This window comes from Candidatus Bathyarchaeia archaeon, from assembly GCA_041447175.1.
Taxonomy (GTDB): domain Archaea; phylum Thermoproteota; class Bathyarchaeia; order Bathyarchaeales; family Bathycorpusculaceae; genus JADGNF01.
Genome location: CP166960.1, coordinates 1,368,060 through 1,380,508 on the forward strand (window position 1 = coordinate 1,368,060; position 12,449 = coordinate 1,380,508).

A 12,449-nucleotide genomic window follows, 5' to 3' on the forward strand; every position below is an offset into this window, starting at 1 on the left:
GATTCGACATGTGGTCTTTCAAGACGCCTGGAATCCCAGATGACAGGTTCATCCAAAGTGAGGAAGTTCCTGGACCCACCAAAGAAGAAATCCGAGTGATAACCCTCTCCAAAGCTCGACTCCGCGAAGGAGACGTTGTAGTGGATGTGGGCTGCGGCACCGGAGGCTTAACCGTCGAAGCAGCCCTGCAGGTGGCACCAACAGGAAAAATCTACGCCATAGACGAAAATCCCAAAGCCCTCCAATTAACCCGCAGCAACGCTGCAAAGTTTGGTGTACAAGGGGTTATTGAGGCAACGTTGGGGGCGGCTCCCGATGCGCTGCTCAACTTGCCGCCTGCAGACGCCATACTTTTCGGCGGAAGCCGTGCACTCAAAGAAACCATCCACACAGCCCACACCAAGCTGAAGCCAAAGGGCAGAATCGTCGTGAACGCCATTTTGCTGGAAACCGCCGCGACCGCGTTGGAGCAGGTCAAGAAGGCGGGGTTTGTTGAGGTGGATGTGGTTGAGGTTTTTGTGGCGAAGGGCAAAACCGTCGGAAGCGGAACCATGATGCTCGCTCGTAACCCCATAAAGATAATTTCAGCAACAAAGGAACTGTGAAAAGAAGTGGTTGGAAAATTCGTAGGTATCGGTGTGGGTCCAGGTGACCCCGACCTTATAACCGTGAAAGCAGTAAAAGCCCTAACAGCGGCGGAATACATCTGCGTCCCAAAATCAAATCCTCGCAAGCCTAGCATGGCACTGGGGATGATTCAGCAGATTTTGGAAGCCCGCCAAAAACCCGCCGAAATTCTTGAACTCATTTTCCCGATGACCAAGGACGAGTTAAACAACAGGAAACTGTGGGTGGAAAACGCAGCGGTTGTGGCGTCCAAGGCGAAACTTGGGGATGTAGCATTCATCACTTTGGGCGACCCGATGCTGTATAGTACTTTTCTTTATCTCTACGAGTGCATCAAAGAGACCTACCCCTACGTGAAGTTAGAGATAATTCCGGGCGTGACATCCATGACTGCTGCGGCGGCAAGGGCTAAACTTGCGCTTGCGGAAAGAGAGGAGGTTGTTTCGATTATTCCTTCCGACCTTGACCCCGCAATCATCGAGGAAACCGCTCGAAGCGCCGACAACATCGTCTTCATGAAATGCGCCTATCGCATCAAAGAGCTTGTTCCCATTTTGGAGAAAGCAGGTTTCACAAAAGACGCCACCATCGCACTTGTGAAGCGGTGCACGCTTCCTAAAGAAAGAGTTCTTGTCGGCAAACTCGGCGACATCCAAAAGTGGGACATAAAGGAGGATTACTTTTCCGTGGCTATCGTGAAGCGAAGCCAAGTTCCCATTCACTGGAAAGAAAACGGTGACAAAAATGGCAAACATGAATAAAGTTGTCTTTATCGGAGCAGGACCAGGAGACCCCGAACTCATCACCCTAAAAGGCAAAAAGTATCTTGAACAGGCGGATGTGGTTATCTATGCGGGCAGCTTGTTAAACCCCGAATACCTCAAATACTGCAAAAAAGGCGTTAAACTGCATGACAGCGCCAAAATGAGCTTGCCAGAAGTCCAAAAAGTCATGCTGGAAGGCGTCAAGGCAGGCAAACTTGTGGCACGCGTCCACGACGGCGACCCCAGCTTTTATGGAGCCATTCAGGAACAGATGACCTTCTTAGACAAGGAGGGTATTGGGTATTTTCGGATTCCAGGAGTGAGTTGCTTGCAGGGCGGCGCGGCAGCGTTAAACCGCGAATTAACTCTGCCAAACATCTCGCAAACCATCATCATCACCCGCCCTGAAGGTCGAACACCTGTGCCCCCCACGGAAAGTCTTGTTGAACTTGCCAAGCACCAAGCCACCATGGTCATTTTTCTGGGCACACCGTACATTGCACGCGTCGCTGAGGAACTGCAGAAAGGAGGTTACCCCAAAGATACACCTGCCCAAGTCGTCTACAAAGCCACTTGGCCAGAACAAAAAATCGTCAAAGGCACCCTTGGCGACATAGCCCAAAAAGTCGACGCCGAAGGCATAACGCAGACGGCCTTGATTTTTGTGGGTAAAGTGTTAGACCCCCAAGCCTATGACCTTTCAAAACTCTACGACCCCGCCTTCACCACGGGCTTTCGCAAAGGCACCCAGTAATGTACAACAAAGAAATCAGCATCATCGCCGCTACCAGCCGCGGAGTAGAAACGGCACTTAAAATCCAAAACGCCCTCGCCGCTTTGGAGTTACCCAGCAAGGTCTACGCACCCAACAAATACATCCAAACAGGCGTCAACCCCGTAACGCAAAAACTGGACAAGTTCATCCAAGAAGCCTTCACTTCATCCAGTGCCCTTGTGACGGTTATGGCAACAGGCATCGTCATCCGCGCAGTAGCGCCTTGCCTCAAAAGCAAACTGGCAGACCCTGCAGTGGTGGCGGTGGATGCAAACGGCAAATTTGCAATAAGCCTTCTTTCAGGGCATTTTGGCGGCGCGAACCACCTCACAAGGCAAATCGCGGCGGGCATAGGCGCAACAACTGTAATCACGACAGCGTCGGATTCGATGGGAAAACAGGGCGCAGATGAACTGGCGCGTACCATGCATTTGACGATAGTGAACCCAAAAAGCCTTGTTGGCGTCAACGCTGCCTTGGTAAATGAGGAGCGGTTGGCTTTGATACGGGTGGGCGACGCAAGAGTCCCTCTGCAGGCAATTGAGGGCTACACGACTGAGGAAGCAAAAGACATGCATCAAGCGGTAGAAATCGCTAACCGCTATGACACAGCTGCCATAATCACCCATGAACCCCTGCCCCCTGAGGAAGCCTCAGAACCAGTCGTGTTGCTTAAACCCAAACGAATAGTCATTGGGGTAGGCGCAAGAAAAGAAATCACCCAAACCCAAATCCTCAAAGCCATAAATGTTGCTTTGGTGCGGGTTAACTTGCCTTTGGAACGCGTGGACGGGTTGGCAACCGTGGACATAAAACGCGATTCACAAGGCATGTTGGCTGCAGCCGAGAAGTTGGGTTTAAAGTTTGATTTTTTCAGTGTAGAGGAGCTTTGTGCAGTAAGAAATGCAGAGTTGTCTCCTGATTCAGAGTTAGTTCAAGAAAAAATTGGAGTTGGAGGAGTTTGCGAACGAGCAGCCTTAATAGCAGCAGGAAAAAACCCACATTTAATCCTAAAAAAACAGAAACTCAACGGCGTGACTGTGGCGGTAGCAGAGGGCGAATAAGCGTCGTCGGCATCGGACCTGGCAGCGCAGAGCACATGACGCCTAAAGCGCGCCAAGCCATACAAGAAGCCAACGCCATCGTCGGCTACAAAACCTACCTCACGCTAATTCAAGACCTCATAGACCCCAAGGCAGAAGTGGTCGCGGGCACCATGGGACGCGAAGTTGACCGCGCCAAAGCCGCCGTGCAAAAAGCGCTGCAAGGAAAAACCGTCGCGGTCATCAGCAGCGGAGACGCAGGCGTTTACGGCATGGCAGGAGTAGTTTTGGAAGTTGCCGCTTTAGAGAAAACACAAGTTCCCGTGGAAATTATTCCTGGCGTCACAGCGGCAACGGCGGCGGCAGCCTGTTTAGGGGCACCGTTGGTGAGCGATTTTGCGGTGATTAGTCTTAGCGATTTGTTGACGCCTTGGGAGCTGATTGAGAAGCGGCTGGAGGCGGCGGCGAAGGCGGATTTTGCGATTGTGCTTTATAATCCGCAGAGTGTGGGGAGAAAGGAACCGTTAGCTAAGGCTTATGAGATTCTGCTTTGTCACCGCGGTCCCGACACGTTGGTGGGTATTGTGAGGCAGGCGGGGCGTGAAGGAGAAAAAATACAGATAACTACATTAGACAGGCTGTTGAACTGCGAGGTCGATATGGTGACCACCATTGTGGTTGGGACTTCAGCTACACGCCTTGTCAATGATAGAATGGTGACACCTCGAGGTTACAACTTAGAAGCCTGCAACTAGACGTAACCTAAGAAACAAAAGTTTGTCTAGATACCGCTTTCTTTTTTTAACAATTGCGTTTATTCATTTTTTATAGAGAACATAAACTCCTAAAACCATCAGCAACCCCGCCAAAGTCTGCACCACTGTAAAAGTCTCCCTAAGGATAACAAAAGCAAATACCGCGCCAAAGAGGGCAGTGGTTGAAAAAATCGTTCCTGTCCGCATGGAGCCGATTTCTTTGAGTCCCAGCATGAAAAACAGAAGCGAAAAACCAATGCTGAAGGCGCCAACTGAGAGAAGGTAGGGGTAAGCGGACAAGGGAACAAAGAAGGGAATGCCAAAAGCGTAGGCTAACAGCAACAGGCTTGCGCCGCCGATTAGGCATTTGAGGGCAGTTACTGTTATGAGGTCTTCTTTGAAGCAGAGAAACTTGCTCAGGTTGTTGTCTATGCCCCAGAATAGGCAAGCTCCCAGTACGAGGAGGTTGCCCACGAGCCACGTGTCTAAAGAGAGGCTATAGAATTGGGCGTTTGTTGACAAGAAAACAGCGCCGAGTATGAGAAAACCAATACCAACCCACTCTTTTCGGTTACAACGTTCTCTAAGAAAACTCACGGCGATAAGCACGGTAAAGAGGGCTTCCCCATTTTGCAGCAAAGAAGCGTTCACTGCCGTGGTTTGATTAAGGCCGTTCAAAAACAAGAAGGGTGCAATAATGGAACCCGAAAGAACCACCAAACCCAAAATAACAAAGTCTTTGAGGCAAAAATTTGATTCCGTCTTTGTTGGGGTCGCAAGCAGTTTCATGACGCGCCCGCGAAGCGGCGAGAAGCGGACTGCAAAAAGGGTTACCCCTGCAAAGAAGTAAATTAACCCCGCAACAAGGGTCGGGTGAACATCAGCGAGGGCAAGCTTGTTTAAGGTTGTGCCTATTCCGAAAAGGAGCGCCGAGGTAAGTGCTCCAACATAGCCCCAGTGATGTGTCACAAAGCTACCTCAGGTAGAGCGTTTTTCTTGGTCTTGGGCAGCAGGTTTTTTGTTGAGAAGCTCCAGGATTGCTTTTCGGGCTTCGCTGATAGTGAGCGGCAGCAAATCCGAGATGGGCAGGTCGTCTTCTTTTTTGAGCACTTCAAAGAGGTGGGTAAGCCTTGGCGAACGCAAGTTTACGTTTCTGATGAGTTGGGTGTTTGAGAAGATTTCTTTGGGTGTGCCTTCTGAGACTTTTTTACCTTTGCTAAGGATAAAGAGGCGGTTAGCGAACAGGGGAACCATGTCTACGTCGTGTGTGGCTAAGACAAGCGTTATGCCTGCCTCTTTGTTGAGTTTAAGCAGTAGATGCAGGATTTCGCTGGTGGCTCGTGGGTCAAGGTTTGCAGTTGGCTCATCCATAACGATGACTTCGGGCTGCATAGCCAAAACTCCTGCAAGTGCAACGCGCTTTTTTTGTCCTAAACTGAGAAAATGCGGCGGCTTTTCCACAAACTCAGCCATGCCTACAGTTTGAAGCGCATCATCCACGAGTCTTTTAACTTTGTCAGGAGGGTACCCAAGATTTAGCGGTCCAAAAGCCACGTCTTGTTTCACGGTTGAGGCAAACAGTTGGTCATTTGGGTCTTGGAACACAAAGCCCACCCGCTTTCTCAGAGTCAACAGCGCTTTCGTGTCGTACTCTAAGGGTTTATCTTCAAAGTAGATGGTTCCTGAAGTAGGTTTTAGGATGCCGTTTAGGTGGTTGAGCAGGGTGGTTTTGCCTGAACCGTTGGTTCCTAGAAGGGCTATTCGTTCGCCTCTATCAAAGCCAAGGGAGACTTGGTCTAGTGCGAGGGTGCCGTCGGAATAGCAATGGGAAAGTTTGTCCAGTTGAAACAGCATTTGTTAAATAACTCCAATGTTTAAGGTGAAAAAGATTGCGAAAACAAGCAGCACATCAAATAGGACAATTCCTGCTAATGCTGCTTTTTTGGGTTTTGGTTGCTCTTCCAAGACGTATATGGTTCCATCATAGCCGCGGGCGTTCATGGCGGTGAAGGTGCGTTCACCCTGCTCTAAAGCGCGGATAAAGAGGTTTCCCGCAAGCAAAGCCAAAGAGCGGATCCGTTTTAGCCAGCCTGAATGCCCCAGCCGCAGGTCTTGAGCGGTGTTCATTTTTGTGGAAACCTCCAAGAATACAAAGATGTAGCGGTAAATTAGCAGCGACATTTCGATGAGGATTTTGGGGGCGTGGGCACGTCGAAAAAGAATACACAGATCAGTTATTGAAGTGGTTAGCACAAGAAAGAAGAGGCAGGAAATGGCGCCTTCGACTCGTAGGAAGGTGGTTATGCTCATGGCTATGCCGTTTTTGAAAATGGTCCAAGTAAACCAGGGTGTGACAATATTTGTTAGGGGTTCACCGTAACCGTAGAATAGAGCCAGAAAAATGCAGCTGAGGGTAAGCATAAAAGTTGGGTAGAGAAGCATCTTGAGGTAGAATTGTACCCTGATTTTTGCAAATCCAAGCAACATCGTGGTAAATACAACAAAAACTATGATGGATACAATAAAAGAGGGCGAAGAAACGCTGATGATGAGTGCGGAAAGGGAAAAAAGGGTTTTGGTTATGGGGCTGTTGTTGGCGAATCGGTTGGTGTATGCGGAACGGTCGATTTGGGTCGAGAGGTCGCTGTGAGCCATTCAGTTTTCATCCAGAGTAGTTTATCTACGCGTCTTTTTTCTTTGCCCGTTTTCCTTTTTCGTAACCCACATAGTACCCAATGACTAATGCGCCTAGGGCAGCTTGAAGCGCAAACAGCAGGCTTTCAATTTCGCCGCTGGGGGGCTCCCAAATCGGGGTGAACCACGGCTCGTACCCTGTTTCGGATATGGCTTCTTCTGCGGCGCCGTCTGCTCCTCCGTACTCTGCTGAGGGCAGAAGAAAGAGGGGCGTCACAAACAGGATCACTAAGACGGCGATTAAGCCTATGTAGTGGAGGGTTTTCACTGTTCTGAATCCTCCTGTAAGCGTGGACCGTTTGGAAGCTTTATCACTTTGAGGGCGGCTAGCAGGTGTCCTTTGTATTTGGCTAAGAAGTCAAAGAGTATCACTGCGAGTATGCCTTCGCCAATGGCTAGTGGAATTTGGGTTACTGCAAAGATTGTGCCGAATTTTGCGAATGCATCAAAGAAGCCTGCGGATGTTGGGAAAGCTAAAGCGAGTTGTACGGATGTGGTGACGTAGGTTGCTAGGTCGCCTAAAGTTGCAGCCAAAAAGATGCCTACTGCGTTGGGAACGTGGGCTTTTTTGCAGATGAGCCAAACTGCGTAGGCTACGACGGGCCCCATGATGCCCATGGAGAAGATGTTTGCGCCAAGCGTGGTTAAGCCTCCGTGAGCAAGCAGAAGCGCCTGAAAAACCAGCACAATTGTTGCCAAAACGGAGGTTATGCCGGGTCCGACGATTACGGCGGATAGCCCGGTGCCTGTGGGATGCGAGCAGCTTCCGGTGACGGAGGGCAGTTTTAGGGCGGAGAGTATGAAGATGAAAGCGCCCATCAGGGCTAGCAGGGGTTTTGCTTCGGGAGTTTTTTTGGCGAGTTTAGAGAGTTTATAAACGCCATAGGCTACTATTGGGATTGAGATTATAAACCAGATTTCCCACCATGGGTGCGGCAGGAAACCTTCCATTATGTGCATCTTTTTCCTCCTTGATGTTGGATAATCCATCCAAATAGTTTATTAAGCTTTTTTTAACTCAAGTTAAATCAAGGTTGAACAACGTTGCCCAAACAAACCCAACCCATCCTCCTACGAGACAAAGGAGAATTCACAAAATTCCAAATCCTCCTCGAAGTCATGCGCAACCAACCACACGTCAAACAAAAAGACATCGCAGACGCCCTAGGAATAACCATCCAAGCAGTCTCAAAATACTTCAAAAAACTCACCAAAGAAGGCCTACTTAAAACAGGTTCCGAACGCGCCGACTACAGACTAACCCCCAAAGCCGTAGGAAGAATGCACGACGACATGAAAAATTTAGAGAACTACTTAATCAACATTAAACGGGAAATCAAAATTGAACGCGCCCTCCCCGCCATAACCACCGCACCAGTGAAAGCAGGCCAAGAAGTCGGCGTAATCATGAAAGAAGGCGTCATGTACACCACCTCCCTCAACGACCCCACAACCGAAGCAAAAGGCACCGTCATGGCAGACGCCCAAGAAGGCGAAGACATCGGGCTGCAAAACCTACAGGGCAAAATCAAAGTAACCCCAGGAAAAATTCTCATTGTCAAATTGCCCAGCATACGCAAAGGCGGCTCCCGAGCCGTAGACTTAACCAAAGTCCGCGCCTACTACGACGAGTTCAAACCAGACCGCGTGGGTGTCATGGGCGCCGTCGGAAGAGCGGTCCTAAACAAGTTGGGGTTGAAGGCAGATTTAGAGTTTGGCATCAACAACGCCGCCGCCATCGCTGCTTCAAGGGGACTGAACGTGTTTGTGCTGGTGGTGGGCAGAATGGTAAACCGCATGGTGCAAGAGGTGGACCTCATTAACATGCGAAACGCCAAAGAAGTCAGCTACGAGGTCAAAGACGCAAAAATCACGCCCTAACAGCAAAATTGAGCATAGAGCAAAAACAGAGCACGCCTGACATCACCAGTTTTTTCCTTAACAGCAATCAAAAGGGCAGCCAAACAAAACAGACAACTGAAATGGAAGAAAAGTTGAGTTTTGGAGAATTGTGGTGCGGTTGCCGGGATTTGAACCCGGGTCATCAACGTGGCAGGCTGAAGTCCTAAACCAGGCTAGACTACAACCGCACTTGCTAACTGCTGCAGCCTGATTTCGCCACCGACCAGCGAACCAACAGGTCAACTGCATGGTTTTTCTGATTTGCTACTGCTTTAGATAACATTCTGTCATTAAAAGGTTTTTGAGCCAAACTGAGGTGAAGCGTAGCATAAGCCCCAGATAAAAGCGGGAGCAAAATGGGTTGCGCTCACTATTAAAGGGCACCAGAGGACAGCAAAATTAAATCAGGCAAGGAGAAACACTATTGTATCGGTTTCTGACGGGACCAACATGAAAGCCAACAGAACAAGCCAAACAGTCAACGAATACATCGCAGCCTTCCCCCAAAACGTGCAGACCATGTTGCAGGAGCTTAGGCGAACCATCAAAGAAGCAGCGCCCAACGCTGAAGAAACAATCAGTTACCAGATGCCTGCCTTCAAGCTCAACGGGCGAATTTTGGTTTATTTTGCTGCTTTCAAAAACCATATTGGCTTTTACCCCACTGCATCTGCCGTTGAGGCGTTCAAAGAGAAACTGGCTAAATACCAGACCAGCAAGGGCACCGTCAAGTTCCTCCTAAACCAGCCCACCCCGACGGAGTTGGTTAAGGAAATGGTGCGGTTTAGGGTGGAAGAAATTCTGCGCAAGAAGGGAAAACGCGAACGAGAGGCTCCATGAACGCCTCCAAAAACGCACATTCCGAGACGCGAAACAGGTGGCTTGTGCAGTGGCAGTCGGAGCACCCAAACCCCCTCACAGGCTCGCCCTGCCTACAGACTGTTTCGGCGGTTTTGCATTCGGCGAGTTTGTTGCCTTGCAGGTAGAGGACGTTTGTGATTTTTGCGTGGGGGTTGTTGAGTAGGTAGTCTATGTGCCAGTGGAGGCGTTTGTCTTTGCGTAGGTGCCGCTTCACCCGCTGCTCAAGGTTGGCTTGGGCGGAGCCGACGTAGACGTAGGTGCCTTCCTTGAAGTGGGTTTCTCCGAGGGCGCCCACGGTTATGGTGACGTCTTGAGTCAGGTCTATGATGAGGGCGTAGATGCCTTTAGCCATGCAAACCGCTTGAGACTATAGTGTTTGCAGTTGAAAAGCCTTCACCCACGAGCCTAAAACGCTTCGAGGCGCTTCTCCAAACTCCTCTTGAAGCCCACTGGCAAGAAGTTCCGCATGTTTTTCCATGTGGCGATGGTTTTGTTGCGGCTTAAAACCAAAAAGTGCCCCGTGCTGTTGGAGGGGACCCAGACGGTGGTTTGTTTGCGGTAGTTGCCGCCTAAATCCATCTTCTGCAGGTAATGCCGTTCGCGGGGGTCGTTGGGGGTGGAGCCAAAAGACACAAAGTCGCGCCCTTCTGCTTCTGCCCGTTTCACCTCCTCTAACGCCAAATAAGCCATAATGGGGTATTTGCGGCATTTTTCTCGGTCCATGCCCACGTAGGCACCGTAGGTTCCCCGTCCATACTTAAAGTTAGCTGTGCCAGCGATGGCGCGGTCACCGCGGACAAGCGTGACCCGAAAATTCTCAGGATAAAGCAAATCCCACGCATGCTCCATAAACGAGTAAGGAAACGGTAAAGCCCCAATGTAGTGCATGTTGTTTTCGTAGAGGCGGTAGAATTCTTTGAGGTCAGATTTGGTTTTGGCTTCTTCGGCGTGGAATCCGTGTTTTTCGATGGCGCGAATTTTGGTACGCATCTTCTGCCTAAGCACTTTGCTCCAGATGTAGGCGTGGGGAGTGGCTTTGAGGTCAAGTTCAACGACGCCGCCCACGTTGGATTCCGTTAAGGCACTTGATGAAAACACACGTTTAAAGTCGGCATCCATCAAGTTCAGCTTCGCGTAAGCGACACCGTTTCGGTGCGATAAGCCCCTCAGGTAAGAGATTAGGGCTTCATAGACGCGTCCAAAACAGGTCGGTGAGATGATTGGTCCTGCGTAGTCGGAGCGGGGGTTTGACTGGTAAATTTTGACCATGCCCGACTTCACTATAAAGCCGGGGCAGATGGCAACGAGGACGCCGTTTTCGTCTCGCACTGCCAAGTACAGGGGCTGCGGAAAAGCCTCTTCAAGCACCTCTTTCCACTGGGGAGTGTGGTAGAAGGTGGCGTTGGGGCAGGTCTGCAGAAACGGTTCCCACTCAGTTGTGTCTTTTAGTTCTTCCGCGTACATTTTTTTCAGCCAGTTAGTTTAAAAGAAGCTTGCTCTCGGAATCACGTCTAAAAGGGTTAGACGCCACTCTCTTGGTTGCATACCGAAAAACCTCATCTACACTACTCTATTTGGGCGTTTATAAATTTTAAACTTTTTTACTCAACAAAGAACAAAGCAGAAATTGTTGCAAAGAAAAAGCTAAAGTTGAGGCAGCAAACTTTTCATTGCCGCTTCAAGCTCCCCAAAACCTTTAATGACAGCATCTGAATGCACCACCACCCACGGGCTCAGGCAAGGCATATCTGAGATGACAACGATTTTTTTGCCTTTGCGTTTTGCGTAGAAGAGTTCCATGCAGGCACCCGCCGAAAGCCGCGGCAGATAAACAATCATCACGTCACATCGGTCAGCGTCATCAAGGTCTCTTTGCACAAACCCAGCGGCAGGAACTTCATCCCACCAGCAGGGCTCCTCCTTGTTATAGAGGACTTTTTCGCGCTGCCATGGGTCGATAACTTCCAAGCCCAGCTTGCTGCAGATTTCTCCGATGATTTCGCGGTATTCTTGATGGTCTTCCATGCCTTGAATTGGTCCAGAAATGAAGGCTTTTATCATGGTTTCAAAAGCAGTGTTTGTTGGAATTTAACGGTTTTGTTCTTAATCTATTTAGAAACGCAGTAACGCTACACGATGGACTGAGATTGAAAAAGAAAAGGGTGTGTTGAATCTTATTTTACGGGGCAAATTGGCAGAACGGTTTTGTTGTGTGCTTCGTTGAGGACTTCTGCAAAGCCTAAGTAGACTGCGCTTAAGCCGCAGATGATGCCTTCGATGCCTGTGAGGTTGCCAAAGGTGAATGTGCCTGAGAGCACGGGGTTGCCGGTTAGGTCGCGGATGGTCAGCATGAAGAACAGCACGACTAAGCTTGCGAATACGAACTGCAGTGCACGGTTTGTCTTTAGGGTGCCAAAGAACATTGCGAGCGTGAACAGCCCCCACATGAAGAAGTAGGCTGCCATGGCAGTTTCAGTTGGTGCAACAAGCCCAGGGAGGAAAGAGACGTTTGGAAGAACAAGAAGCAGCACCAGACTCCACCAGAACAAGCCGTAGGAGGAGAACGCTACGGTTCCGAAGGTGTTGCCTCTCTTGAACTCCATGATGCCAACGATTACCTGTGCTAAGCCACCGTATGCTAAGCCCATTGCTAAAATCATGGTGTCAAGGGGGAATAAGCCAGCGTTGTGCAGGTTCAGCAGGGTTGTGGTCAAGCCAAAGCCAAGCAGCCCTAAAGGGGCGGGGTTTGCCAATTTTGCGATTTTGTCGCTCATCGTGTCACATCAATTGCTGCGAGTTTTAGACGTTTGTTCAGCTTTTCTCATATAACTCTATTGGTTGAGTTATCCGGTTCTTCTTCGTCTGGATGCGATGTATTTTCCAATTTCCAAAGCTGCGAACACTATGCCTGCGAACAGCACTGCGATTCCCCAGTCCATTAGCCCCGGCGAGGTCACGTCAAAGATTTGTTGGATGCCTGGGGTGTAGAGTATGAATAGTTGTAGGGCGAAGGAGGAGAGTATTGCGT

At 49.7% G+C, this 12,449-nt stretch carries 17 protein-coding genes and 1 tRNA gene; 7 read left to right on the forward strand and 11 right to left on the reverse strand.

Annotated features, from left to right (window positions below; genetic code table 11):
• The first annotated feature begins 8 nt into the window (after nucleotides 1–8).
• Genes cbiT through cobJ form a run of 5 tightly spaced genes read left to right on the forward strand, consistent with a single transcriptional unit; the run spans nucleotide 9 to nucleotide 3,964 of the window.
• Complete coding sequence (gene cbiT / locus ACBZ72_07140; GenBank protein ID XES75956.1) at nucleotides 9–605, forward strand: precorrin-6Y C5,15-methyltransferase (decarboxylating) subunit CbiT; 597 nt, start codon at nucleotides 9–11, stop codon at nucleotides 603–605.
• 6 nt (nucleotides 606–611) lie between these two features.
• A complete protein-coding gene (gene cobI, locus ACBZ72_07145; protein XES75957.1) occupies nucleotides 612–1,388 on the forward strand; it encodes a precorrin-2 C(20)-methyltransferase in 777 nt (258 codons plus the stop codon).
• On the forward strand, nucleotides 1,381–2,145 hold the full coding sequence (cobM, locus tag ACBZ72_07150) for a precorrin-4 C(11)-methyltransferase (GenBank protein XES78663.1): 765 nt from the start codon (nucleotides 1,381–1,383) through the stop codon (nucleotides 2,143–2,145). The genes cobI and cobM overlap by 8 nt, the downstream gene beginning before the upstream one ends.
• Nucleotides 2,145–3,230, forward strand: coding sequence for a cobalt-precorrin 5A hydrolase (locus ACBZ72_07155; GenBank protein ID XES75958.1), 1,086 nt, complete (start codon nucleotides 2,145–2,147; stop codon nucleotides 3,228–3,230). The genes cobM and ACBZ72_07155 overlap by 1 nt, the downstream gene beginning before the upstream one ends.
• Before the next feature lie 35 nt (nucleotides 3,231–3,265).
• A complete protein-coding gene (gene cobJ / locus ACBZ72_07160; GenBank protein XES75959.1) occupies nucleotides 3,266–3,964 on the forward strand; it encodes a precorrin-3B C(17)-methyltransferase in 699 nt (232 codons plus the stop codon).
• A 63-nt stretch (nucleotides 3,965–4,027) separates the two neighbouring features.
• Here the strand turns inward: cobJ and ACBZ72_07165 are convergent, their stop codons facing one another.
• The 5 genes from ACBZ72_07165 to ACBZ72_07185 are packed head-to-tail and all read right to left on the reverse strand — an operon-like array spanning nucleotide 4,028 to nucleotide 7,618.
• Nucleotides 4,028–4,933, reverse strand: coding sequence for a DMT family transporter (locus tag ACBZ72_07165; protein ID XES75960.1), 906 nt, complete (start codon nucleotides 4,931–4,933; stop codon nucleotides 4,028–4,030).
• A gap of 9 nt (nucleotides 4,934–4,942) precedes the next feature.
• Nucleotides 4,943–5,818 (reverse strand): ATP-binding cassette domain-containing protein, encoded by an 876-nt coding sequence (locus ACBZ72_07170; protein XES75961.1) that lies wholly within the window; start codon nucleotides 5,816–5,818, stop codon nucleotides 4,943–4,945.
• Between the two features lie 3 nt (nucleotides 5,819–5,821).
• Entirely contained in the window at nucleotides 5,822–6,619 is a 798-nt protein-coding gene (gene cbiQ / locus ACBZ72_07175; protein ID XES75962.1) for a cobalt ECF transporter T component CbiQ, read from the reverse strand.
• Nucleotides 6,620–6,644: 25 nt separating this feature from the next.
• The gene (locus ACBZ72_07180; protein XES75963.1) at nucleotides 6,645–6,926 is read right to left on the reverse strand and encodes an energy-coupling factor ABC transporter substrate-binding protein; all 282 of its coding nucleotides are present in this window, start codon (nucleotides 6,924–6,926) and stop codon (nucleotides 6,645–6,647) included.
• On the reverse strand, nucleotides 6,923–7,618 hold the full coding sequence (locus ACBZ72_07185; protein ID XES75964.1) for an energy-coupling factor ABC transporter permease: 696 nt from the start codon (nucleotides 7,616–7,618) through the stop codon (nucleotides 6,923–6,925). Before ACBZ72_07185 ends, ACBZ72_07180 begins: the two co-directional genes overlap by 4 nt.
• A gap of 84 nt (nucleotides 7,619–7,702) precedes the next feature.
• Between ACBZ72_07185 and ACBZ72_07190 the strand changes: the two genes are divergently transcribed.
• Nucleotides 7,703–8,539, forward strand: a complete 837-nt coding sequence (locus ACBZ72_07190; GenBank protein XES75965.1) for a MarR family transcriptional regulator — start codon at nucleotides 7,703–7,705, stop codon at nucleotides 8,537–8,539.
• A gap of 131 nt (nucleotides 8,540–8,670) precedes the next feature.
• Here ACBZ72_07190 and ACBZ72_07195 read toward each other — a convergent pair.
• Nucleotides 8,671–8,748, reverse strand: a tRNA-Gly gene (locus tag ACBZ72_07195).
• A gap of 262 nt (nucleotides 8,749–9,010) precedes the next feature.
• On the opposite strand from ACBZ72_07195, the gene ACBZ72_07200 reads away from it, so the two are divergent.
• On the forward strand, nucleotides 9,011–9,400 hold the full coding sequence (locus ACBZ72_07200) for an iron chaperone (protein ID XES75966.1): 390 nt from the start codon (nucleotides 9,011–9,013) through the stop codon (nucleotides 9,398–9,400).
• Here ACBZ72_07200 and ACBZ72_07205 read toward each other — a convergent pair.
• From ACBZ72_07205 to ACBZ72_07225, 5 genes are all read right to left on the reverse strand, one after another.
• Entirely contained in the window at nucleotides 9,345–9,773 is a 429-nt protein-coding gene (locus ACBZ72_07205; protein XES75967.1) for a DUF123 domain-containing protein, read from the reverse strand. The two genes, ACBZ72_07200 and ACBZ72_07205, sit on opposite strands and share 56 nt — an antisense overlap.
• 53 nt (nucleotides 9,774–9,826) lie before the next feature.
• Nucleotides 9,827–10,885 carry a GNAT family N-acetyltransferase gene (locus ACBZ72_07210; protein XES75968.1) on the reverse strand — a complete coding sequence of 353 codons (1,059 nt, stop codon included), beginning with the start codon at nucleotides 10,883–10,885 and terminating at the stop codon, nucleotides 9,827–9,829.
• Between the two features lie 180 nt (nucleotides 10,886–11,065).
• Nucleotides 11,066–11,482: a nucleoside 2-deoxyribosyltransferase gene (locus tag ACBZ72_07215; protein ID XES75969.1), complete on the reverse strand. Its 417-nt coding sequence runs from the start codon at nucleotides 11,480–11,482 to the stop codon at nucleotides 11,066–11,068.
• Between the two features lie 113 nt (nucleotides 11,483–11,595).
• Complete coding sequence (locus ACBZ72_07220) at nucleotides 11,596–12,195, reverse strand: acetate uptake transporter (GenBank protein XES75970.1); 600 nt, start codon at nucleotides 12,193–12,195, stop codon at nucleotides 11,596–11,598.
• Nucleotides 12,196–12,264: 69 nt separating this feature from the next.
• On the reverse strand, nucleotides 12,265–12,449 hold a 185-nt coding region (locus ACBZ72_07225; GenBank protein XES75971.1), incomplete at its 5' end, for a cation transporting ATPase C-terminal domain-containing protein.